This window comes from Pseudomonas sp. B21-009, from assembly GCF_024749345.1.
In the GTDB taxonomy this organism is placed as follows: domain Bacteria; phylum Pseudomonadota; class Gammaproteobacteria; order Pseudomonadales; family Pseudomonadaceae; genus Aquipseudomonas.
The window spans coordinates 4,827,544-4,850,239 of the sequence record NZ_CP087199.1 but is presented as its reverse complement, the minus strand read 5'-3'; the positions used below and the strand labels follow the sequence as shown (position 1 = coordinate 4,850,239).

21 protein-coding genes are annotated in these 22,696 nt (G+C 62.7%); 15 read left to right on the top strand and 6 right to left on the bottom strand.

The window, feature by feature from the left end:
• The 4 genes from LOY34_RS22330 to lpxC all read left to right on the top strand — a co-directional run bounded on the left by LOY34_RS22330 (position 1) and on the right by lpxC (position 4,413).
• Complete coding sequence (locus LOY34_RS22330) at positions 1-870, top strand: cell division protein FtsQ/DivIB (protein WP_038998876.1); 870 nt, start codon at positions 1-3, stop codon at positions 868-870.
• A gap of 15 nt (positions 871-885) precedes the next feature.
• The gene (ftsA, locus tag LOY34_RS22325) at positions 886-2,145 is read left to right on the top strand and encodes a cell division protein FtsA (protein WP_010220793.1); all 1,260 of its coding nucleotides are present in this window, start codon (positions 886-888) and stop codon (positions 2,143-2,145) included.
• A 56-nt stretch (positions 2,146-2,201) separates the two neighbouring features.
• Positions 2,202-3,389, top strand: a complete 1,188-nt coding sequence (gene ftsZ / locus LOY34_RS22320; RefSeq protein ID WP_045197340.1) for a cell division protein FtsZ — start codon at positions 2,202-2,204, stop codon at positions 3,387-3,389.
• A 112-nt stretch (positions 3,390-3,501) separates the two neighbouring features.
• Positions 3,502-4,413 (top strand): UDP-3-O-acyl-N-acetylglucosamine deacetylase, encoded by a 912-nt coding sequence (gene lpxC, locus LOY34_RS22315; protein WP_028943297.1) that lies wholly within the window; start codon positions 3,502-3,504, stop codon positions 4,411-4,413.
• Between the two features lie 123 nt (positions 4,414-4,536).
• Here the strand turns inward: lpxC and LOY34_RS22310 are convergent, their stop codons facing one another.
• Positions 4,537-5,004 (bottom strand): DUF721 domain-containing protein, encoded by a 468-nt coding sequence (locus LOY34_RS22310; protein ID WP_195884961.1) that lies wholly within the window; start codon positions 5,002-5,004, stop codon positions 4,537-4,539.
• Positions 5,005-5,287: 283 nt separating this feature from the next.
• Here LOY34_RS22310 and secA point away from each other — a divergent pair, with 283 nt between their 5' ends.
• The 4 genes from secA (at position 5,288) to LOY34_RS22290 (ending at position 11,019) form a co-directional block, all read left to right on the top strand.
• The gene (secA, locus tag LOY34_RS22305; protein ID WP_195884960.1) at positions 5,288-8,020 is read left to right on the top strand and encodes a preprotein translocase subunit SecA; all 2,733 of its coding nucleotides are present in this window, start codon (positions 5,288-5,290) and stop codon (positions 8,018-8,020) included.
• A gap of 126 nt (positions 8,021-8,146) precedes the next feature.
• Positions 8,147-9,364 carry a bifunctional glutamate N-acetyltransferase/amino-acid acetyltransferase ArgJ gene (gene argJ, locus LOY34_RS22300; RefSeq protein ID WP_045197349.1) on the top strand — a complete coding sequence of 406 codons (1,218 nt, stop codon included), beginning with the start codon at positions 8,147-8,149 and terminating at the stop codon, positions 9,362-9,364.
• A gap of 81 nt (positions 9,365-9,445) precedes the next feature.
• On the top strand, positions 9,446-10,078 hold the full coding sequence (locus LOY34_RS22295; RefSeq protein ID WP_195884959.1) for a glutathione S-transferase: 633 nt from the start codon (positions 9,446-9,448) through the stop codon (positions 10,076-10,078).
• Positions 10,075-11,019 (top strand): Nudix family hydrolase, encoded by a 945-nt coding sequence (locus LOY34_RS22290; RefSeq protein WP_195884958.1) that lies wholly within the window; start codon positions 10,075-10,077, stop codon positions 11,017-11,019. Before LOY34_RS22295 ends, LOY34_RS22290 begins: the two co-directional genes overlap by 4 nt.
• A 72-nt stretch (positions 11,020-11,091) precedes the next feature.
• On the opposite strand, the gene LOY34_RS22285 is transcribed toward LOY34_RS22290, so the two are convergent.
• From LOY34_RS22285 to LOY34_RS22275, 3 genes are read right to left on the bottom strand one after another with little or no spacing between them, the layout of a single operon-like run.
• Positions 11,092-11,652, bottom strand: coding sequence for a cob(I)yrinic acid a,c-diamide adenosyltransferase (locus LOY34_RS22285; protein ID WP_093379841.1), 561 nt, complete (start codon positions 11,650-11,652; stop codon positions 11,092-11,094).
• Positions 11,653-11,654: 2 nt separating this feature from the next.
• Entirely contained in the window at positions 11,655-13,667 is a 2,013-nt protein-coding gene (locus LOY34_RS22280; RefSeq protein ID WP_195884957.1) for an ATP-binding protein, read from the bottom strand.
• Between the two features lie 51 nt (positions 13,668-13,718).
• Entirely contained in the window at positions 13,719-14,636 is a 918-nt protein-coding gene (locus LOY34_RS22275; protein WP_195884956.1) for a putative 2-dehydropantoate 2-reductase, read from the bottom strand.
• A gap of 113 nt (positions 14,637-14,749) precedes the next feature.
• Between LOY34_RS22275 and LOY34_RS22270 the strand changes: the two genes are divergently transcribed.
• From LOY34_RS22270 to LOY34_RS22260, 3 genes are all read left to right on the top strand, one after another.
• Positions 14,750-15,235, top strand: a complete 486-nt coding sequence (locus LOY34_RS22270) for a YajQ family cyclic di-GMP-binding protein (protein WP_045197363.1) — start codon at positions 14,750-14,752, stop codon at positions 15,233-15,235.
• A 116-nt stretch (positions 15,236-15,351) separates the two neighbouring features.
• Positions 15,352-16,194, top strand: coding sequence for a mechanosensitive ion channel family protein (locus LOY34_RS22265; RefSeq protein WP_045197365.1), 843 nt, complete (start codon positions 15,352-15,354; stop codon positions 16,192-16,194).
• Between the two features lie 132 nt (positions 16,195-16,326).
• Positions 16,327-17,577: an MFS transporter gene (locus tag LOY34_RS22260; protein WP_195884955.1), complete on the top strand. Its 1,251-nt coding sequence runs from the start codon at positions 16,327-16,329 to the stop codon at positions 17,575-17,577.
• 24 nt (positions 17,578-17,601) lie between these two features.
• Here LOY34_RS22260 and LOY34_RS22255 read toward each other — a convergent pair whose 3' ends face one another.
• Entirely contained in the window at positions 17,602-19,143 is a 1,542-nt protein-coding gene (locus LOY34_RS22255; RefSeq protein WP_045197368.1) for an AmpG family muropeptide MFS transporter, read from the bottom strand.
• Between the two features lie 43 nt (positions 19,144-19,186).
• Positions 19,187-19,540 (bottom strand): MGMT family protein, encoded by a 354-nt coding sequence (locus tag LOY34_RS22250; protein WP_195884954.1) that lies wholly within the window; start codon positions 19,538-19,540, stop codon positions 19,187-19,189.
• A 152-nt stretch (positions 19,541-19,692) separates the two neighbouring features.
• Here LOY34_RS22250 and LOY34_RS22245 point away from each other — a divergent pair, with 152 nt between their 5' ends.
• From LOY34_RS22245 to LOY34_RS22230, 4 genes are all read left to right on the top strand, one after another.
• Entirely contained in the window at positions 19,693-20,700 is a 1,008-nt protein-coding gene (locus tag LOY34_RS22245) for a DUF481 domain-containing protein (protein WP_045197889.1), read from the top strand.
• Positions 20,701-20,808: 108 nt separating this feature from the next.
• A complete protein-coding gene (locus LOY34_RS22240; protein WP_195884953.1) occupies positions 20,809-21,540 on the top strand; it encodes a HugZ family protein in 732 nt (243 codons plus the stop codon).
• A gap of 64 nt (positions 21,541-21,604) precedes the next feature.
• A complete protein-coding gene (locus tag LOY34_RS22235) occupies positions 21,605-22,105 on the top strand; it encodes an FxsA family protein (RefSeq protein ID WP_045197374.1) in 501 nt (166 codons plus the stop codon).
• A gap of 258 nt (positions 22,106-22,363) precedes the next feature.
• A complete protein-coding gene (locus tag LOY34_RS22230) occupies positions 22,364-22,657 on the top strand; it encodes a co-chaperone GroES (protein WP_003260750.1) in 294 nt (97 codons plus the stop codon).
• The last annotated feature ends 39 nt before the right edge of the window (positions 22,658-22,696 follow it).

The window sequence follows — 22,696 nt, the reverse complement described above, 5'->3', positions numbered from 1 at the left end:
ATGCAAGGCGCGATGTTACGTCATCAGCAACCCGCCCCCGGCCGTAACAAGCCGGTGCCGCGTGGTGCCAGCCGGATGGTGGCCAAGGAGCCACTGTCGGCGCGCCTGCCCAAGGCCAACTTCAGCGTGTTCAAGCGCCTGCTGTGGCCGGTGCTGCTGGTCGTCGCAGGTTTTGGCGCCTACGAAGGTGCCCAGCGCCTGATGCCGTACGCCGATCGGCCGATTACCAAGATCGCCGTACAGGGCGACCTCAGCTACATCAGCCAGCAGGCGGTGCAGCAGCGGATCGCCCCCTACGTAGCGGCGAGCTTCTTCACCGTCGACCTGGCGAGCATGCGCGCGGAACTGGAGCAGATGCCCTGGATCGCCCACGCCGAAGTGCGCCGGGTGTGGCCGGATGAAGTGGTGATCCGCCTGGAAGAACAGTTGCCGGTCGCGCGCTGGGGTGACGAAGCCTTGCTCAATAACCAGGGCCAGGCCTTTACCCCGCGTGAACTGGCCAACTACGAGCACCTGCCGCAGCTGTTCGGGCCGCAGCGGGCGCAGCAAAAAGTAATGCAGCAATATCAGGTCCTGAGCCAGATGTTGCGGCCGATGGGCTTTTCGATTGCCCGGCTGGAGTTGCGCGAGCGCGGCAGCTGGTTCCTGACCACCGGTGCCGGTAGCGCCGGGCCTGGTATCGAACTGCTGCTGGGACGCGATCATCTGGTGGAAAAGATGCGCCGCTTCATTGCCATTTACGACAAGACACTCAAAGAACAGATCACGAACATCGCCCGCATCGATCTGCGTTATGCCAATGGCCTGGCTGTTGGCTGGCGGGAACCGAATGCACCGACGACGGCCCAACCCGCCGTTGCGAAGAATTAGAGAGAGGCAGGACCCATGGCAAATGCGCATAGCGGCAAAATGATCGTCGGGCTGGATATCGGCACCTCCAAGGTCGTGGCACTGGTGGGCGAAGTCGCCGCCGACGGCACCCTGGAAATCGTCGGTATCGGCACCCACCCATCGCGCGGGCTGAAGAAGGGCGTGGTGGTCAATATCGAGTCCACCGTGCAGTCGATCCAGCGTGCGGTCGAAGAGGCCCAGCTGATGGCTGGCTGCCGGATCCACTCGGCGTTCGTCGGTGTGGCCGGCAATCACATCCGCAGCCTGAACTCCCACGGCATCGTCGCCATCCGCGACCGTGAAGTCAGCGCCGCCGACCTTGAGCGCGTGCTCGACGCCGCCCAGGCCGTGGCCATTCCGGCCGACCAGCGGGTCCTGCACACCCTGCCGCAGGACTACGTGATCGACAACCAGGAAGGCGTGCGCGAGCCACTGGGCATGTCCGGCGTGCGTCTGGAAGCCAAGGTCCACGTGGTCACCTGCGCCGTCAATGCCGCGCAGAACATCGAAAAGTGCGTGCGTCGCTGCGGCCTGGAAATCGACGACATCATCCTTGAGCAACTGGCCTCGGCTTACTCGGTGCTGACCGATGACGAGAAAGAGCTCGGCGTGTGCCTGGTCGACATCGGTGGCGGCACCACCGACATCGCCATCTTCACTGAAGGCGCAATCCGTCACACCGCGGTGATCCCGATTGCCGGCGACCAGGTGACCAACGACATCGCCATGGCCCTGCGTACCCCGACCCAATACGCCGAAGAGATCAAGATCCGTTACGCCTGCGCCCTGGCCAAGCTGGCCGGCGCCGGTGAAACCATCAAGGTGCCGAGCGTCGGCGACCGTCCGCCGCGCGAACTGTCGCGCCAGGCCCTGGCCGAAGTGGTCGAGCCGCGTTACGACGAGCTCTTCACCCTGATCCAGGCCGAACTGCGTCGCAGCGGCTACGAAGACCTGGTACCGGCGGGCATCGTCCTGACCGGCGGTACCTCGAAAATGGAAGGCGCGGTAGAACTTGCCGAGGAAATCTTCCACATGCCGGTACGCCTGGGCGTGCCGCACAGTGTTCGCGGCCTTAGCGATGTGGTGCGCAACCCGATTTATTCCACCGGTGTGGGCCTTTTGACCTACGGCCTGCAGAAGCAGTCCGACGGCTTGACCCTGACCGGTATCAGCAGCAGCAACAACGGCTATGGCGATGAACCGAAGGCTCCAGCGTTCGAACGCTTCAAACGCTGGGTCCAGGGCAACTTTTAAAGTTTCAAAGCAGTAGTAGTAGGCGCAAAAACTAGAGAACTGTAAGGAGAGGGAAAATGTTCGAGCTCGTAGACAACGTCCCGCAAAGTCCGGTCATCAAAGTGATCGGCGTCGGTGGCGGCGGTGGCAACGCCGTCAATCACATGGTCAAGAGCAACATCGAAGGCGTCGAATTCATCTGCGCCAACACCGATGCTCAAGCGCTGAAAAACATCGGCGCGCGCACCATCCTGCAACTGGGTACCGGCGTGACCAAGGGCCTGGGTGCCGGGGCCAATCCGGAAGTCGGCCGCCAGGCCGCGCTGGAAGACCGTGAGCGCATCGCTGAAGTGCTGCAAGGCACCAACATGGTGTTCATCACCACCGGCATGGGCGGCGGTACCGGTACCGGTGCGGCGCCAATCATCGCCGAAGTGGCCAAGGAACTAGGCATCCTCACCGTTGCCGTGGTGACCCGGCCGTTCCCGTTCGAAGGCCGCAAGCGCATGCAGATTGCCGACGAGGGCATCCGTGCACTGGCTGACAGCGTCGACTCGCTGATCACCATCCCCAACGAGAAGCTGCTGACCATCCTCGGCAAGGACGCCAGCCTGCTGTCGGCGTTCGCCAAGGCTGACGACGTACTGGCCGGTGCCGTTCGCGGTATCTCCGACATCATCAAGCGTCCGGGCATGATCAACGTCGACTTCGCCGACGTGCGTACCGTGATGAGCGAGATGGGCATGGCCATGATGGGTACCGGCTGTGCCAGCGGTCCTAACCGTGCACGTGAAGCGACCGAGGCAGCCATCCGCAACCCGCTGCTCGAAGACGTCAACCTGCAGGGCGCTCGCGGCATCCTGGTGAACATCACCGCAGGTCCTGACCTGTCGCTGGGTGAGTACTCGGACGTCGGTAGCATCATCGAGGCCTTCGCATCCGATCACGCCATGGTCAAGGTCGGTACCGTTATCGATCCGGACATGCGCGACGAGCTGCACGTTACCGTGGTTGCCACTGGCCTGGGTGCGAAAATCGAGAAGCCGGTCAAGGTTATCGACAACACCATGCAGACCGCTGCGGCGCAGACCCCGGCTCCGGCCCCTGTACGCAACGAGTCGTCGGTTAACTACCGTGACCTGGAGCGTCCGACCGTGATGCGCAACCAGGCCCACGCCGGTGCTGCGGCGGCTGCAAAACTTAATCCGCAAGACGATCTGGACTACCTGGACATCCCGGCATTCCTGCGTCGTCAGGCCGATTAATGAAATTTATCAGGGGTATAAGGGTGATTGGTGTTCAGCAAAGGCCGGGTCTGGTATTATCCTCAGCCTTTGTTGATACCAGTTCGCAATTTGCGCTGAAGCGGCCAATGCCATGATTAAACAACGCACCCTGAAGAATATTATCCGTGCCACAGGTGTCGGCCTGCACTCCGGGGAAAAGGTTTACCTGACCCTCAAACCTGCACCTGTGGATACCGGCATCGTATTTCGCCGTGCCGACCTCGACCCCGTGGTGGAAATTCCCGCCCGCGCGGCCAACGTCGGCGAGACCACCATGTCGACGACACTGGTCAACGGCGATACCAAGGTAGACACGGTTGAGCACTTGCTCTCGGCCATGGCTGGCCTGGGCATCGATAACGCCTACGTCGAGCTCTCCGCGTCCGAAGTGCCGATCATGGACGGTAGCGCTGGGCCCTTTGTATTCCTGATTCAATCTGCCGGCCTGGAAGAACAGGACGCAGCCAAGAAGTTCATCCGCATCCTGCGCGAAGTGACGGTGGAAGACGGCGACAAGCGCGCCACTTTCCTGCCATTCGACGGGTTCAAGGTGAGTTTCGAGATCGATTTCGATCACCCGGTGTTCCGCAACCGGACCCAAAGCGCCAGCGTGGACTTTTCCAGCACCTCGTTTGTGAAGGAAGTCAGCCGCGCCCGTACCTTCGGGTTCATGAGTGACATCGAGTACCTGCGCAAGCACAACCTCGCACTCGGTGGCAGTGTGGAAAACGCCATCGTGGTCGACAAGGACGGCGTGCTCAACGAAGACGGTCTTCGCTACGAAGACGAATTCGTCAAGCACAAGATCCTCGACGCCATCGGCGACCTCTACCTGCTGGGCAACAGCCTGATCGGCGAGTTCAAGGGCTACAAGTCCGGACACGCGCTGAACAACCAGCTGCTGCGCAAGCTGATCGAGGAAACAGACGCCTGGGAAGTGGTGACTTTCGAAGATGCCAGCACGGCACCGATCTCTTACATGCGTCCGGTTGCGGCAGTGTAAGTACGAACACTCTCTTCTTTAGTTTTTTTCGGCCACCTTCGGGTGGCCTTTTTTATGCCTGGTTTTTGTGTGGGAGCCGGTCTTGCCGGCGATGGGCTGCGCAGCAGCCCCATGCACGGAATATCAGCCGTCCGCCGCATCCTTGTCGCGCGCATGACTGGCCAACCGCTCCAGCGCCGCCCGCAGCTTCGGATCGCTGATGCCTTCAGCCGTCGCCTGAATACTTTCGGCCGCCCGGCTCGACAGGTCGGCGGTGTGCCCGGCCGCGCGGCTCTGGGTGGTCGGTGGCTGTACCTTGAACACAATCCGCGTCAGGCTGGCAAAGGCCTCCAGAGTCTGCAGCTGGCGTTGCAGGCGTTTTTGCTGGTAACGCAGGCGGGTGGCCCAGTGGCCGTCGGTGACGATCAACAACAGCGTGCCCTCGCGCCAGGAAGCGAGGTGGCAATGTTCGCGGGCCGCCGGCTGCAGCTGGCTGTCGAGCAGCTTCTGCAGTTGCGCCAGGCGCTGGGCCTGGCTGAACAGGGCTTTGAGCGGCCGGGCTTCGCGCAGAAGGACAGCGGGAGCGCGGGCTGGCGAGGGGCGAAAAGCCATGAAGGGACACCTGAAGTTACAGAGCTGCCATCTTAGCAGATCGCCACAGGCAGGCCCTGTTTGCGCTGCGAGGGTAAAACTTCATGTTGCAATGGCTTGAAGTTGGCGAAAAAGGCCTTATTTTAACCATGCCCCGTCAAAGCGCTGTGCCAGCATCGTGGAAATCCGCCACTTTCCTCACCATCGTTTCCGGGTAGAATGCTCGTTCGCATGCGGCCATTAGGGCTGCACGGGCGACTTACGGGGCCGCCCTCCATCCCCACGTGTGGAAGATCCTGCCGATATGTTTGCGCCTTTGTTAAAAAAACTTTTTGGAAGCAAGAACGAGCGTGAAGTCAAACGCATGCTCAAGACGGTACAGATCGTCAATGCCTTCGAAGAGCAGATGGTGGCCCTCTCGGACGAGCAGCTGCGCGCCAAGACCGCAGCGTTCAAAGAGCGCCTGGCCAAAGGCGAGACCCTCGACCAGCTGTTGCCTGAAGCCTTCGCGGTCGCCCGTGAAGCGGGCAAGCGGGTCATGGGCATGCGTCACTTCGATGTGCAGCTGATCGGCGGCATGACCTTGCACGAAGGCATGATCGCAGAAATGCGTACCGGTGAAGGCAAGACCTTGGTCGCAACCCTGGGCGTGTACCTCAATGCCTTGTCGGGCAAAGGTGTGCACGTGGTCACGGTGAACGACTACCTGGCCCGCCGCGACGCCAACTGGATGCGTCCGCTGTACGAATTCCTCGGCCTGACCGTCGGTGTCGTCACACCGTTCCAGCCGCCGGAAGAGAAGCGCATTGCCTACGCCGCCGACATCACCTACGGCACCAACAACGAATTCGGTTTCGACTACCTGCGCGACAACATGGCCTTCAGCATGGAAGAGAAATTCCAGCGCGAGCTGAATTTCGCCGTGATCGACGAAGTCGACTCCATCCTCATCGATGAAGCCCGTACCCCGCTGATCATCTCCGGCCAGGCCGAAGACAGCTCCAAGCTGTACATCGAGATCAACAAGCTGATCCCGCGCCTCAAGCAGCACATCGAGGAAGTCGAGGGCCAGGTTACCCAGGAAGGCCACTACAGCATCGACGAGAAGAGCCGTCAGGTTGAACTCAACGAAGCCGGCCACCAGTTCATCGAAGAGATGCTCACCCAGGTCGGCCTGCTGGCCGAGGGCGAGAGCCTCTACTCGGCGCACAACCTGGGCCTGCTGACCCACGTCTACGCCGGCCTGCGCGCGCACAAGCTGTTCCATCGCAACATCGAGTACATCGTCCAGGACGGCCAGATCCTGCTGATCGACGAACACACCGGGCGTACCATGCCGGGCCGTCGTCTGTCCGAAGGCCTGCACCAGGCGATCGAAGCGAAAGAGAACCTGAACATTCAGGCCGAGAGCCAGACCCTGGCCTCGACCACCTTCCAGAACTACTTCCGCCTGTACAACAAACTGTCGGGCATGACCGGTACCGCCGACACCGAAGCGTTCGAGTTCCAGTCGATCTACGGCCTCAACGTGATGGTGATCCCGCCGAACAAGCCGTTGGCCCGTAAGGACTTCAACGACCTGGTGTACCTGACCGCCGACGAGAAGTACCAGGCGATCATCGCCGACATCAAGGAAAGCATGACCCAGGGCCGTCCGGTCCTGGTGGGCACCGCGACCATCGAAACCTCCGAGCACATGTCCAACCTGCTGCAGAAGGAAGGCATCGATCACAAGGTCCTGAACGCCAAGTACCACGAAAAAGAAGCCGAGATCATTGCCCAGGCCGGTCGCCCGGGTGCGCTGACCATCGCCACCAACATGGCCGGTCGCGGTACCGACATCCTCCTGGGCGGTAACTGGGAAGTCGAAGTCGCCGCCATGGACAGCCCGACCGCCGAGCAGGTCGCGCAGATCAAGGCCGACTGGCAGAAGCGTCACCAGCAGGTGATCGAGTCCGGTGGCCTGCACGTGATTGCTTCCGAGCGTCACGAATCGCGCCGTATCGACAACCAGCTGCGTGGCCGTTCCGGTCGTCAGGGCGACCCGGGTTCGAGCCGTTTCTACCTGTCGCTGGAAGACAGCCTGATGCGTATCTTCGCCTCTGACCGGGTGAAGAACTTCATGAAGGCCCTGGGCATGCAGTCCGGTGAAGCCATCGAACACCGCATGGTCACCAACGCCATCGAAAAAGCCCAGCGCAAGGTCGAAGGCCGCAACTTCGACATTCGCAAGCAGTTGCTCGAGTTCGACGACGTCGCCAACGAACAGCGTAAAGTCATCTACCACATGCGTAACAGCCTGCTGGCAGCCGACAACATTGGCGACACCATCGCCGACTTCCGCCAGGAAGTGCTCGACGCCACTGTCGCCCAGCACATTCCGCCGCAATCGCTGCCCGAGCAGTGGGACGTGGCCGGCCTGGAAGCGGCCCTGGCCAGCGATTTCGGGGTCAAGCTGCCGATTCAGCAATGGCTCGACGAAGACGACCACCTGTACGAAGAAACCCTGCGTGCCAAGCTCATGACCGAGCTGCTGGCGGCCTACAACGAGAAGGAAGAGCAGGCCAGCGCCGAAGCCCTGCGTACCTTCGAGAAGCAGATCCTGCTGCGTGTGCTCGACGACCTGTGGAAAGACCACCTGTCGACCATGGACCATCTGCGCCACGGTATCCACCTGCGCGGCTATGCGCAGAAGAACCCGAAGCAGGAGTACAAGCGCGAGTCGTTCAACCTGTTCCAGGAGCTGCTCGATTCGATCAAGCGCGACACCATCCGCGTGCTCTCGCACGTTCAGGTGCGCCGCGAAGATCCGGTCGAGGAAGAGGCCCGTCTGCGCCGCGAAGCCGAAGAGCTGGCTGCGCGCATGCAGTTCCAGCACGCCGAGGCCCCGGGCCTTGAAGCTGAACCGCAGGAAGACGGTGCTGACGTTGCCGTGGCCGCCGCGCCTGTGCGCAACGAGCAGAAGCTGGGCCGCAACGAGCCATGCTGGTGCGGTTCGGGCAAGAAGTTCAAGCAGTGCCACGGCAAGATCGACTGATCATCACGCCGTAGTACCTCGCTGACATCTGAACACCGCGCCGCGACTGGTCCTGACCGTCGCGGCGTTGTTCCATCTCAAGCGCCGGTAATCTTGTCCCGGTGCCTTTTTTCTAGGAGCGCTTTCATGGCTGTTGGTCTTGGTCCTTTGCCAACGTTGCACCCGGTTCCAGGTTTCGAACTCGGCATCGCCTCTGCGGGCATCAAGCGCCCCGGGCGCAAGGACGTGGTGGTAATGCGCTGCGCCGAAGGCTCCAGCGTCGCCGGCGTGTTTACCCTGAACGCCTTTTGCGCCGCCCCGGTGATCCTCGCCAAACAGCGCGTACAGGGTACCGTGCGCTACCTGCTGACCAACACCGGCAACGCCAACGCCGGCACCGGCGCGCCAGGCCTGGCTGCGGCCGAGCGCACCTGCGCCAAGCTGGCCGAGCTGACTGGCGTCGACGCCAGTGCCGTGCTGCCATTTTCCACCGGCGTGATCGGCGAGCCGCTGCCGGTCGAGAAGATCGAAGGCGCCCTGCAGGCAGCCATCGATGACTTGTCGGAAAACAACTGGGCCGCTGCCGCCACCGGCATCATGACCACCGACACCCTGCCTAAAGGCGCCAGCCGCCAGTTCCAGCATGACGGCGTGACTATCACCGTCACCGGCATCAGCAAAGGCGCGGGCATGATCCGCCCGAACATGGCGACCATGCTCGGTTACATCGCCACCGACGCCAAGGTGGCCCCGGCGGTGCTCAAGGACCTGATCCTCGACGGCGCCAACAAGTCGTTCAACCGCATCACCATCGACGGCGATACCTCCACCAACGACTGCTGCATGCTGATTGCCACCGGCAAGGCCGATGTCGCCGAAGTCAGCGAAGCCAGTGGCCCGCTGTTCGAAGCGCTGAAAAAAGCCGTGTTCGAAGTGTGCATGGAAGTCGCCCAGGCCATCGTCCGCGACGGCGAAGGTGCGACCAAATTCGTCACTGTTGAAGTCAACGGCGGCGGCAACCATCAGGAGTGCCTGGACGTCGGCTATGCCGTGGCCCACTCGCCGCTGATCAAGACCGCACTGTTCGCCTCCGACCCGAACTGGGGCCGGATCCTCGCCGCGGTCGGCCGGGCCGGTGTACCGGACCTGGACGTCAGCCTGATCGACGTCTACCTGGGTGATGTGTGCATCGCCAGCCAGGGCGGGCGCAGCGCCAGCTACACCGAAGCCCAGGGCTCGGCAGTCATGGCCCGTGAAGAAATCACCATCCGTATCGAGCTGGGCCGGGGCCAGTGCAGCGAAACCATCTGGACCACCGACCTGTCCCACGAGTACGTGAAAATCAACGCTGAATACCGTACTTAACCTCATCGCCGGGCGAGCCCGCTCCTACCAAACCTGTAGGAGCGGGCTTGACCCGCGAAAAGCCCCTGATGGAGCCGAACCATGAGCTACCACCTGATCATCGGCGACAAGCTGTACTCCTCCTGGTCGCTGCGCGCCGCCCTGGCCCTTGAGCTGGCCGGTGCTACTTACGATGAAACCCTGATCAAGCTCAACCAGCCTGACACCCGCCAGCGCCTGCTCGAGCATTCGCCCACCGCCAAGGTGCCGCTGCTCAAGAGCGAGCACGGGGTGATCGCCGACTCCCTGGCGATTGCCGAATACCTGGCCGAGCGTCACCCGCAAGCCAACCTCTGGCCTACCGACGTCGCTGCCCGTGCCCAGGCCCGTTCGGCTTGCGCGCAGATGCACAGCGGCTTCTTCGCCCTGCGTGGCAACATGCCGTTCGACCTGTCTCGCGATCAAGCGCTGGAAAGCATGCCGCTGGACGTGCAGGTCGATATCGACCGCATCGTCGCGCTGTGGTCCGAATGCCGCCTGGCAGCCAAAGAGGCTGGCCCATACCTGTTCGGCAGCCTGAGCCTGGCCGATGCCTTCTTTGCCCCGATTGCCGTGCGCCTGCGCACCTACCGGGTCGAAGTGCCGGCAGAAGCGGCGGCCTATATCGAGACCATCTACCAGTGGCCAGCCTTCCAGGCCTGGCAACACGCTGGCCTGGCGGAGCGTGAAGGGTGAAACGTGTGCATGTAGCCGCCGCGGTCATCCGCGGCACCGACGGACGCATCCTGATTGCCCGCCGCGCTGACAGCCAGCACCAGGGCGGCCTGTGGGAATTTCCCGGTGGCAAGGTCGAAGACGGCGAAGCGGTCGAAGTGGCCCTGGCTCGTGAGCTTCATGAAGAGCTGGGCATCGTTGTCACTGCGGCGCGGCCGCTGATCAAGGTCAAGCACGATTACCCGGACAAACAGGTACTGCTGGATGTCTGGGACGTTAACGGCTTTAGCGGCGAACCCCATGGCGCCGAAGGCCAGCCGCTGGCCTGGGTGACTGCGCGGGAGTTGCCGGACTACGACTTCCCTGAAGCCAACCAGCCAATCGTTGCCGCCGCGCGTTTGCCGGGGCAATACCTGATTACTCCCGAGGGGCTGGAAGTCCCGCAGATGTTGCGAGGCATCCAGAAGGCCATTGCCGACGGAATCAAGCTGGTACAACTGCGTGCGCCGAACATGTACGACCCCAAATACCGCGATGTCGCGGTGGATGCGGTCGGTCTGTGCGCGGGCAAGGCGCAGTTGATGCTCAAGGGCCCGCTGGAATGGCTGGGCGACTTCCCGGCGGCCGGTTGGCACCTGACCTCTGAGCAGCTGCGCAAGTACGCCAGCAAAGGCCGGCCGTTCCCCAGGCAGCGCTGGCTGGCGGCGTCGTGTCATAACGCTGAAGAACTGGCACTGGCCGAGCAGATGGGCGTGGATTTCGTCACCCTGTCACCGGTGCAGGCGACCCAGACCCATCCGGATGCCGTGCCATTGGGCTGGGAGCAGGCGCAGCAACTGATCGAAGGCTTCAGCAAGCCTGTGTATCTGCTTGGTGGCGTGGGCGCTGCCGAGCAGGAAAAGGCCTGGCAGCATGGCGCTCAGGGTGTGGCGGGGATCCGCGCGTTCTGGCCTGAGCTCTGAATTGATCGCGGGGCAAGTCCGCTCCTACAGGATCGCCACCTATAGGAGCGGGCTTGACCCGCGATGAGGCCCTCAGGGTTTGGCCGCAGCCTGCCACAACACCTCGGCCACTCCCTGACGCCGTGCTATCAAGCGTGCCGCGACAAACAGCAAATCCGACAACCGATTGATATACGCCAGGCCCACCCCGGCCAGCGGCTCGATGCTGTTCAACTGCTGGCAGCGCCGCTCGGCACTGCGGGCCAGGCTGCGGCACACGTGGGCCTGGGCGATCAGCGCCGAACCACTGGGCAGAATGAAGTTCTCCAGCGGCCCCAGCTCTTCGTTCCAGCGGTCGATCGCCGCCTCCAGGCGCTCCACTTCAGCGCTGTTCAACGCTTGATACGCCGGCATCGCCAGTTCCCCGCCCAGATCGAACAGCCGGTGCTGACAAGGTGCGAGTACCTCAGTGAGCTCATCCAGCCGCTGTTCGGCCAACCCGGCCAGTAACAGGCCCAACTGGCTGTTGAGGCTGTCGACCTCGCCAATCGCTTCGATTCGCGGATGGTCCTTTGGCACGCGGCGGCCATCGCCCAGCCCGGTTTCACCTTTGTCGCCGGTGCGGGTGTAAATCTTCGACAAACGAAAACCCATGCTCAAGACTCCGTTTTGCTTGGGGCAAGCGGCAGGCGCAAGGTGAAGCAAGTACCCTGGCCCGGTGCCGATTGCACTTCCATCTGCCCCTTGTGATTGTTGGTGATGATGAAATACGACACCGACAGGCCCAGGCCCGTGCCCTGGCCGATTTCCTTGGTGGTGAAGAACGGCTCGAAGGTGCGTTTGCGCACCGCTTCGGGCATGCCGATGCCGTTGTCCTCGACCTGGATCTCCGCCCACGGCGGGTTGAGCCGGGTGCGCAGGGTGATGCGCCCGGGCTCACTGTCGTCGTGGCGCAGGTGAATGGCCTGGGCGGCGTTTTTCAACAGGTTGAGCAACACCTGTTCCAGTTCGTTGGCGGTGCACGGCACCGGGCCCAGGTTGGGGTCGAACTGGCGGACGATGGCCTGGCCCTTGAAGTCGAAGCCGATGGTCAGGTCAAAGTCGTTGCCGGCAATTTCCACCGCCTGGTCGATCAGTGCCGGCAAATCACAAGGCGCCAACTGGCGGTTGCTGCGCCGGCTGAAGCTGAGCATGTGGGTCACTATTTTTGCCGCGCGGGCGCCGGCCTGCTGGATGCCGTCGAGCAACTGCGGCACTTCGCGGCTTTGCAGGTAGCGGTTGACGGTCGGCAGGTCGATGCCGATCTCGTCGGCCTGTTCGAGGTTCTTGGCAAGGTCCGGCGATAGCCGCCGGCGAATGTTCTGCACGTTGTGCAGGATGGCGCCCAGCGGGTTGTTGATCTCGTGGGCCATGCCCGCTGCCAGGCCGCCGACCGAGAGCATCTTCTCCGACTGTACCATCATCTCTTCCAGCGACAGGCGCTGGGTGATGTCGTCGATGCGGATCACCACGCCGCGGCCGCCACCGCCCATCAGTGGGTAAAAGGTCAGGGCATAGTGGCGGGCGTCGTCGTCCTTGGTCCAGGTTACCCGCTCGATCTTCGCCACCCGGTGCTTCTCGACGCTCTCCTTGAGCTGCGGCAAAAACGGCTTGAGGGGTTCGAAGGCAAGGAAGATCGGCTGGTTCAGCGCCTCGTCCAGGGGCGTTCCAGAGAGCGCGCTGGCTTCCTGGTTCCACTGGGTGACATAGAGCTGCTCATCGAGGGCGATCAGCGCCGAGGGCATGGAGTCGATGATGCTGTTGAGATAGTTCTGAAAACCGGTGAGTTTTTTCTCGATCTTGCTGCGCACCTGGACTTCCAGCTCCAGTTTGCGGTTGGTGTGGCGGGTTTCTTCGGCCAGGCCCTGGGCCTGGTCGTAGGCGTCCTGGAATTCGTCGCGGGTGCGCTTGAGCTGCTGCTCGCGGGCTTCGATGCGCGAGAGCATGGTGTTGAAGGCGTCGGCCAGGCTGCCGATCTCGTCATCGTTGCCGCGCTTGGCGCGCAGGGCGTAGTTTTCTTCGCGGGTGACCTGGCGCGAGAGTTCTTCGAGCTGGTAGATCGGCTGGGTGATCAGGCGTTTGATTTGCCGGGCGATGATCATCCACAGCAGGATGCTGAACACCAGGATGCCCAGGCTCGCGGTCAGGGTGCCGGTGTAGAAGGCCATCGGCAGCTCGCTGCTGGCCACCAGCAGCAGATGGCCGGGCGGGCCGCCCGCGCGCGGCAGGCTCACCAGTTGCGTGCTGCGAAATTCGGTCAGGCGCCAGTTGTCGATGTTGCGGTAGCGCTTGGGCAACGGCAGGGCTTCGCCGTGCTGCAATTGCGCAAGCATCTTGCCGTCGCTGCCGTACAGGGCGGCGGCGCGCAGCGGGGTGTAGCTGTCGAGTTCCTTGAGCAGGGCCTTGGCGGCATCCGGCGAATCGCTGGCCTGTTGCGCCAGTTGCGGGTTGGACACCAGCCGGCCAATGGTCTGCAGGGCCTGCGGGGCCATGCTCTCCTGGGAAATCCAGTAGGCGGCGCTGATAAAAGTCAGGTTGGCCACCAGCAGGATAGTGATCAGCAGCACCAGCAGGGCGGCCAGCAACTTCTGGCCGACCGGCAGGTTCTCCAGGCGTTCGCGCAAAGTCATGTGAAAGGCGTAGTCCCGGTCTGTAGGTGAAGGGGCAGGGTAGCGCCGTGCTCAGTCGCTGGGCAATCCGCGCGTGTTCAGGTGTTCGACCAGGCGCCGGTACAGCCGTTCCAGGTGCGGCAGCTGCCGGCCGTGGCGGCTGGCGGTGCGGTAGGCATGGCCGAGCAGGTAGTGGATTTCGGTGCGCCGGCCGTGGCGAACATCCTGGTACATGGAAGAGTAGTTGGCCGCCGTGGCATGGATCACCCGTTCCACTTCATCGACCAGGCCCTCGGCCGCTTGCGGCTGGCCGCAGTATTGCAGCAGCTCGGCAAGTTCGGCGCACAGGGTCGCGACTTCGCACTGATGCGCCTGCAGGCCGCCATTGCGACAGTCATGCAAAACGGTCAGCGGGTTGATCGCACAATTGAGCGCCAGCTTGCGCCACAGGCGGGTGAGGATGTCCGGGGTCCACTGGTGGGGAATGCCGGCTTCGCTCAGGTCATCGAGCCAGTCCGGGGCGCCGGGGTTGGCCGGATCGCCCAGCCAGTTGAAGCCGTGCCCGGCGAAATTCACCTGCCAGTCCTGCTCGCGGAACGCGCCTTCGGTGCTCGAGGCGGACACGCAGCGGGCGTGGGGTACGCGGTTGGCCACCGCTTCCTGGCTGCCCAGGCCGTTCTGCAGCAGGATCAGCTCGGCATCTTTAGCCAGGCGCGGCGCCAGTTGCGCCACCGCCTGTTCGGCGTCGTAGGCCTTGCAGGCCACCAGCAAGCGGTGGATCGGCGTGTGGTCGTCGGCCAGTTGTGCGGGGATCGCCTGTAACTGCGCCTTGCCCTGTTCAACCAGGGTCAGGCCGCCTGCGGCTTCATAGGCCTGCAGCCGCGCCTTGTCGCGCAGGATCAGCCGGACCGGTTTGCCGGCGCGGGCCAGCCGGCAGGCCCAGAGGCTGCCCAGACTGCCGGCGCCGAGAATATGCCAGGTGCTGCTCATCAGCGTTTCGCAACCGTTATAATGATCCGGTATTTTAACCGTCAAACCCTGCGCGCTCCATCGCGCTCTTTCAGCAGAGCCGCGAGGGTGCCTTTATTTTTTGGAGAAAAGGTATGCCGTCGTTCGACGTGGTATCGGAACTGGACAAGCACGAAGTCACCAACGCCGTGGAAAACGCGGTCAAGGACCTGGACCGTCGCTATGACCTCAAGGGCAAGGGCAGCTTCGAGTTCAAGGAAAAGGAACTGACCGTCAACCTGACCGCCGAGGCCGAGTTCCAGCTCGAAGCGATGATCGAGATCCTCAAGCTGGCCCTGGTCAAGCGCAAGATCGACGTGCAGTGCCTGGAAGTGAAGGACGCCTTCGCTTCGGGCAAGGTCATGAAGCAGGAAGCGGTGCTCAAAGAGGGTATCGATAAAGAACTGGCGAAGAAGATCGTCGCCCACATCAAGGACGCCAAGCTCAAGGTCCAGGCCGCCATCCAGGGCGAGCAGGTGCGCGTCACCGGCAAGAAGCGCGACGACCTGCAAGAAGCGATCGCCGCCCTGCGCGCCAAAGAGTTCGGCATGCCCCTGCAGTTCAACAATTTCCGCGACTGAAGTCGCGGAGCCCGGAACCTTGGCGCCTTTTTGGCGTCCGAGGGCCGAGGTGCCGCTGAAACGTTTGCGGCAGGTCTTTTTCAGCTCTTTGCCGCTCGGCATCAGGAGAACATACGATGGATTTCAACGCTGAGGTCGACCAGCTGGTCAAGGCTTCGCAAACCTGGCTTCCGCTGATCATGGAATACGGCAGCCGCCTGTTGCTGGCGCTGCTGACCCTGGCCATCGGCTGGTGGCTGATCAACAAAGTCACTTTCCGCCTGGGCAAACTGCTGGCCCTGCGCAATGCCGACCAGGCCCTGCAAGGCTTTATCAGCAGCCTGGCCAACATCATCCTGAAGATCCTGCTGATTGTCAGCGTGGCCTCGATGATCGGCATCGAAACCACCTCCTTCGTCGCCGCCATCGGTGCCGCAGGCCTGGCTATCGGCCTGGCGCTGCAGGGCAGCCTGGCCAACTTCGCCGGTGGCGTATTGATTTTGCTGTTCCGCCCGTTCCGCATCGGTGACTGGATCGAAGCCCAGGGGGTTGCGGGTACCGTCGACAGCATCCAGATCTTCCACACCGTGCTGCGCACCGGCGACAACAAGACCGTGATCCTGCCTAATGGCAGCCTGTCCAACGGCATCATCACCAACACCAACCGCCAGCCGACGCGCAAGGTGGTGTTCGATGTGGGCGTGGACTACGACGCCGACCTGCAAAAGGCCCGCAACGTGCTGCTGGAACTGGCCCAGGACCCGCGGGTGCACCAGGACCCGGCGCCACAGGCAGTGATTTCGACCCTGGGCGACAGCTCGATCACGGTATCGCTGCGCATTTGGGTCAACACCGCCGACTACTGGGACGTGCTGTTCATGCTCAACGAGCATGCCCGTGACCGCCTCAAGGCCGAAGGCATCGACATTCCCTTTCCGCAGCGGGTGATCCGCGTGGTGCAGGAAGCGGCGGTGCAGTAACGACCGAGGCCATCGCGGGGCTTGCCCCGCGATGCTTTCAGCAGTCATTACACTTGTTCACGTCTTCGCGCTACCTGCGCCCGGTGCTTTCTGGCATATAGGCTCGCTTACTTCTGTTTGCCCGGTCTTATCATGCTTACCCCCCTGATCAACATCACGCCGTTGCGGGCGTTTTGTTTCGCCATGACCCTGGCGCTGTTCGAACTGCTCACTTACCTCGCCAGTGACGTGGTAATGCCGGCGATGCCGGTGGTGGTCGGTGACCTGAACGCCAGCCCCGAATTCATTCCCCACGCGCTGAACCTCTACCTGCTTGGCGGCGTTGTCCTGCAATGGCTGATCGGCCCGCTGGCCGACCGTTACGGGCGGCGACCGCTGCTGCTGGGTGGCTGTGCGTTCTTCTGCCTGGCCTGCATCGCTACCTTCTGGGTGCAGAGCATCGAGCTGTTCAACCTGCTGCGCCTGCTGCAGGGCATCGGCCTGGGCTTTGTCGTAACCGTCAGCTACCCGGCGCTCAACGAAGCGTTCAGCGAGGCCGACGCGGTGCGGATGATGGCCCTGCTGGCCAATATTGCCTTGCTCTCGCCGCTGCTCGGGCCATTGGTCGGCACCCTGCTGCTGGAGTGGGTGTCCTGGCGCTGGCTGTTCGTGCTGTTCGGCGCGGCGGCGGTGCTGGCCTGGTTTGCCCTGTACCGGTTCATGCCGGAAACCCTTGGCGTCGAGCGCCGCGACGGCTCACGCCTGGCGTTCCAGCCAATCCACCTGCTGCCGTTGCTGGCCGGCTACGGGCAACTGTTGGCCAACCGCCGCTTTGTCGCCGGCAGCGCTGCCCTGGGTCTGGTCGGCCTGCCGCTGATCGGCTGGATCGGCCTGTCGCCGGTGCTGTTGATCCATGACGAGGGCCTGAGCACCCTGGATTACGCCCTGTGGCAGTTGCCGGTTTTCGGTGGGCTGATCCTCGGCAACCTGATCATCAACCGCATCGCCGACCGCTACGCGCTGACTACCCTGGTACGGCGGGCGCTGTGGCCGTTCCTGATCGGTTTGCTGGGCATGATGCTCGGCACCTGGCTGCTGCCTTCGGTGCTGAGCCTGGTGGCCGGCCTGTCGGTGTACGCCCTGGGCCTGGGCATCGCCAACGCGGTGCTGTACCGCATGACGCTGTTCTCCAGCGAGCAGAGCAAGGGCCTGGTGTCGGCGATGCTGGGGATGATCACCATTGCCCTGCTGGGCCTTGGCGGGGCGTTGCTGGCGATGCTCGGCGCGGGTGCCAGCCTGGTGCACTTCGCCCTGGCGGCGGGCGCTGCGGGGATTCTTGCGCTATGGCCGCTGAGGGTCGTTCTGAGCGCTTCCAGCAACCTGCCAGAGGCTATCCCGGAGTAATCCCGGCGATAGCCTCAGCGCGGTTCAGGGGCGTTCTGCAACCTGGTGCTCGACCGGCTCTGGCTTCCCGCGCTCCTGACGCCATTGCAGGGCGATCAGGATCAGGGTCGGCACGCCGAGCAGGGCGGTGATCAGGAAGAAGTCGTGGTAGCCGAACTTCTCGACCATGACCCCTGAATAGCCGCCGATCAGCCGCGGTAACAGCAGCATGATCGAGCTGAGCAGGGCGTACTGGGTCGCCGAGAACTTCAGGTTGGTCAGGCTCGACAGGTAGGCGACAAACGCCGAGGTGGCCAGGCCCGAGCTGAAGTTGTCCAGCGAGATGGTGACGATCAGCATCTGCAGGTTGGCGCCCATGTCGGCGAGCATCAGGAACAGGATGTTGGTCGCCGCCGACGCCACGCCGCCGATGAACAGGATCGGCAAGATGCCGAAGCGCACAATCAGCAAGCCGCCGAAACCGGCACCCACCAGGGTCATGATCAGGCCGAAGATCTTGCTGACGCTGGCGATCTGGTCCTTGGTGAAGCCCTGGTCGATATAGAACACGTTGGCCATCACGCCCATCACCGTGTCGGACATCCGGTAGGTGGCGATCAACCCGAGCAGCAGCAGGGCCTGCCAGCGATAGCGGGTGATGAAGTCGTTGACCGGCGTCAGCACCGGTGCCAGGCCGCGGCGGCCCATGGACGACAGGCACAGGGCGGTGAGGGTGATATAGAGGATTGCGCGCAGGAAGGCGCGGTCTTCGAGCAGCAAGTCGAGCAGGCTCACGCCTTCGAACAGCACGCTGGCGAAATCGGTGTTGTACAGCTGGGTGAAGGTAGCCGGTACCGACACCAGCAGGATGATCAGCACGAACACCGACACCAGCTGGTGGGCCAGGCCGTAGCGCGCCGCCGACAGCTGGGTGCGCAGTGGCACCGGCGGTTCGCGCATCAGCAGGGTGGTGATCAGCGCCGGCAGCATCATCACGCCGAACAGCACGTAGGTGCCGGTCCAGGCCTTGTGCAGGTAGCTGAAGCCGGTTGAGCCGAAGCCTTCGGCGAAGAACAAGGCACCGGCGGTAGCCAGCAGCGCGGCAACCCGGTAGCCGGCCATGTAGCTGGCGGCCAGCGCGGCCTGGCGCTGGTCATCGGCGATTTCCAGGCGGTAGGCGTCGACAGCAATGTCCTGGGTGGCCGAGGCAAAGGCCACCAGCACCGCCAGGGCAATCAGCCAGGACAGGTGCTTTTGCGGGTCGCAAAAGCCCATTCCGATCAGGCCGATAACCACCAGGATTTGCGACAGCACCAGCCAGGAGCGGCGGCGCCCGAGTTTGCCGAGCAACGGCAGGCGCCATTGGTCGAGCAGCGGCGACCACACCCATTTGAAGGCATAGGCCAGGCCGATCAGGCTGGCATAGCCGATGGTTTCACGGGCCACGCCGGCCTCGCGCAGCCATACCGACAGGGTCGAAAACACCAGCATGTAAGGCAGGCCGGCGGCAAAGCCGAGCAACAACAGCACCAGTGTCGACGGGCTGGCATAGGCAGCGAGCGCAGCGCGCCAGGTTTTACGGGGCATGGGCCAACATCTGCCTCAAGTTTACGAAAACAAAGCGCGCACTCTAACCGCTGTGCTCCATCGGGCGCCAGCCATGGCGCAACATATCCACACGATTATTGTGCAAGGTGATGCCTTCTGCGCGCAGCCGGGCCCGCTGTTCATCGCCTGAAGGGGTGCCCAGGGCCAGGCTCAGGCGTCCGCCGGCGGCCAGCACCCGGTGCCAGGGCAACTGGGTATCGCTGGGCAACTGGCTGAGGGTACGCCCGACCCAGCGCGCCGCACGGCCTAAACCTGCCAGTTGCGCCAGTTCGCCGTAGCTGATCACCTTGCCCGCAGGCACCTGGCCAAGCACCAGGTAGAGTGCCATTCGTCGGGCTTCGGCGCTTTCGGTCGGATCGCCGGGAATCCCGTTCATCGCGGGATTCGCTTATTGCGCGCTGCACGCGCAGGTTTGTTCGAGCAAATAAGAATTGAACTCATCGACATGGGGCAGGTCAGTCCTTGCTCTGATGGCGGGTATCTGGATAATGCCCGACTTTTTTCGCGAACCCGAGTCCGTTGCCGCTTATGTTTCCTAGAGCCTTGTTGTGCGTTGCCCTCGCTGCTGCCTGTTCCCCCGCCCTTGCCGACACCGTGTGGATGAAAAACGGTGACAAGCTGAGCGGCAAGATCAAGGTTTTCGATGGCGGCAAACTGTTGCTCGAAACGCCTTATGGCGGCTCCATCGCCCTGGACTGGAAGCAGGTGCAGACCCTGGAAAGCGATCAGGAGTTGCTGGTCAAGCAAGACGCCTACAGCGGCGAAAAAGCCAAGTCGCTGCAGGCTGCCGAAGACGGCAAGGTCGTTCTGGCCAACGGCGAGGCCCCCAAGACTGTCGAACTGGCCAGCATCCAGCAGATCATGAAGCCAAAGCCTGTGGTCGAGGACCTGTCGTGGAAGGGCAATGTCGACCTGGCCATGGACTATAAGCGCGCCGAAACCGACAGCGACGACTACGACATCGACTTCAAGACCACCGCCCGTCACGGCCGCTGGCGCCATCAGGCCGAAGGCGAATACAACCGCGAAAGCAAGGACGAGGTCACCACCACCAACAACTGGAGCGCCGAATACGCGCTGGACCGCTTCATCACCGAGAAGTGGTTCTGGCAGGGCCGTCTGGAATACAAGCGTGACCACATCGAAGACCTCGCCCGCCAGCGCACCGTGGGTACCGGCCCGGGCTACCAGTTCTGGGATGACGAACTGGGCGCGTTCTCGCTCGGTTCGCTGGTCAACCGTACCGACTATGAATACGCCGACGGCGGCAAAGACAACTTCTACTCGCTGGCCATGAAGTGGGACTACAACCGCTACCTGATTGGCAAGCGCGTCGAGTTCTTCACCAACGGCGAAGTCGGCAAACCGCTGGGCGGCGTCGCCGAGTACGCCCTGGATGCCGAGGTCGGCCTGCGCTACAAGGTTACCGAGTGGGCCTCGCTCAACCTCAAGGCCGAGAAAGACATCATCAGCGGCACCCGCGACAGCGACCTGGACAAGACCCGCTATACCGCAGGTTTCGGTGTGGCCTGGTAAGCACGCTGGCAACACCGAGCGATAATGATTATTTTGTCGGTTAACTAGCCTGGGCGTGCGCGCATGCACGCTCGGCATTACGACGATTATCGAGCGGGGAGTCATACAGTGAGCGCTAAAGCCGCAACACAGGCACGGGAGCTGCTGCTCAAGGAATACCGCGGGGTGCTGTCGACCCATTCCAAATCGATGCCGGGCTTTCCGTTCGGATCGGTGGTGCCCTATTGCCTGGATGCCGACGGCAATCCGCTGATCCTGATCAGCCGCATTGCCCAGCACACCCACAACCTGCAAAAAGACCCCAAGTGCTCGTTGCTGGTGGGCGAGCGCGACGCCGAGGATGTCCAGGCGGTGGGCCGCCTGACCGTGCTGGCCGAGGCGCAACAGCTGGTCGAGACCGAGGCAGTCGAAGCCGCTGCCGAGCGCTATTACCGTTACTTCCCCGAATCGGCCAACTACCATAAAGCCCACGATTTCGACTTCTGGGTGCTCAAGCCGGTGCGCCATCGCTACATCGGCGGCTTCGGCGCAATCCACTGGATCGATCACCTGAACCTGGCCAACCCCTTTGCCGGCAAGGCCGAACAGAGCATGATCGAGCACATGAACAGCGATCACGCTAACGCCATCGAGCACTACGTCCAGCTCAGCGGCCTGCCCCAGGGCGCGGCGGCGCAGATGGTCGGCATCGACAGCGAGGGCATGCACCTGCGCATTGGCCAGGCCCTGCACTGGTTGCCGTTCGCAGCGTCTTGCAATACGCCGATACAAGTGCGCGAAGCCCTGGTTTTTCTGGCCCGCGCCGATCAATGGCCTCAACGGCAAGCCGCCGAGGCTTGAAATGGCGAGGGATCGCATCCATTAAAGGTCTACTGCAAGGACATCTTGCGCAGAGGAACCGTTGATGCGTGCTTTTCTATTGCTGTTTCTGATTTTTCCGGTGCTGGAGCTGTATGTGTTTTTCAAGGTCAGCACCGCGATCGGCTTCTTTCCCGCGCTGCTGCTGATCATCGCCGGCTCCGCCCTGGGCGTGCTGGTGGTGCGGGTGGCGGGCCTGGCCACCGCCCTGCGTGCCCGCGAGAGCCTGCAGCGCGGCGAGCTGCCGGCCGAGGACATGTTCCACGGCCTGATGCTGGCGCTCGGTGGCGGCCTGCTGCTGTTGCCCGGCTTCATCAGTGACGTGATCGGCCTGGTCTGCCTGCTGCCGTTCACCCGTCGCTTGCTCGGGCGCAAGATGCGCGAGCGCGCCGAGGCCCAGGCCATGCGCCAGCGCGCCTTTGGCGATGATCCGTTCATGGCGCGGCCGGGCCAGCCCGGTGGCCACCAGCCAACGGTGATCGAAGGTGAAGTGGTCGGCCGTGAAGATCCTGCTCAGCCTAACCTGCGCAATCCACGGGACTTGTAAAGGTTACCTGTGCTTTGCCAACGGCCCCTATCGGGGCCGTTTTGCTTTGTGCAGCGCCGATCGCCAAAAAATTTTCACAGCCAAGCCTTGTAATTGCTCTTGGCGACCTCATGTATGGGTCACCGCAAGGTTTCTGGTGATTTGCACCAGACATTACATGTGTGGTCCGCCCCGCGGGCTACGAGCGGCTACGCCGCAAGCATCAACCCGCCGGTGTCTACACCGGCCGATGAAAACCACAATTAGGAGAGATCGACAATGAAGCTTCGTCCTCTGCATGACCGCGTCGTTATCCGTCGCAGCGAAGAAGAATCGAAAACCGCTGGCGGTATCGTTCTGCCAGGTTCGGCCGCTGAAAAACCTAACCGTGGCGAAGTCGTCGCTGTAGGTACCGGTCGCATCCTGGACAACGGTGAAGTGCGTGCGCTGGCCGTGAAAGTGGGTGACAAGGTGGTTTTCGGCCCTTACTCGGGCAGCAACACTGTGAAAGTTGACGGCGAAGACCTGCTGGTGATGGCTGAGAACGAAATTCTCGCTGTCATCGAAGGCTGATTCCGCTGGTTTCCCGTTACTCCAAAGTATTCAAGGATT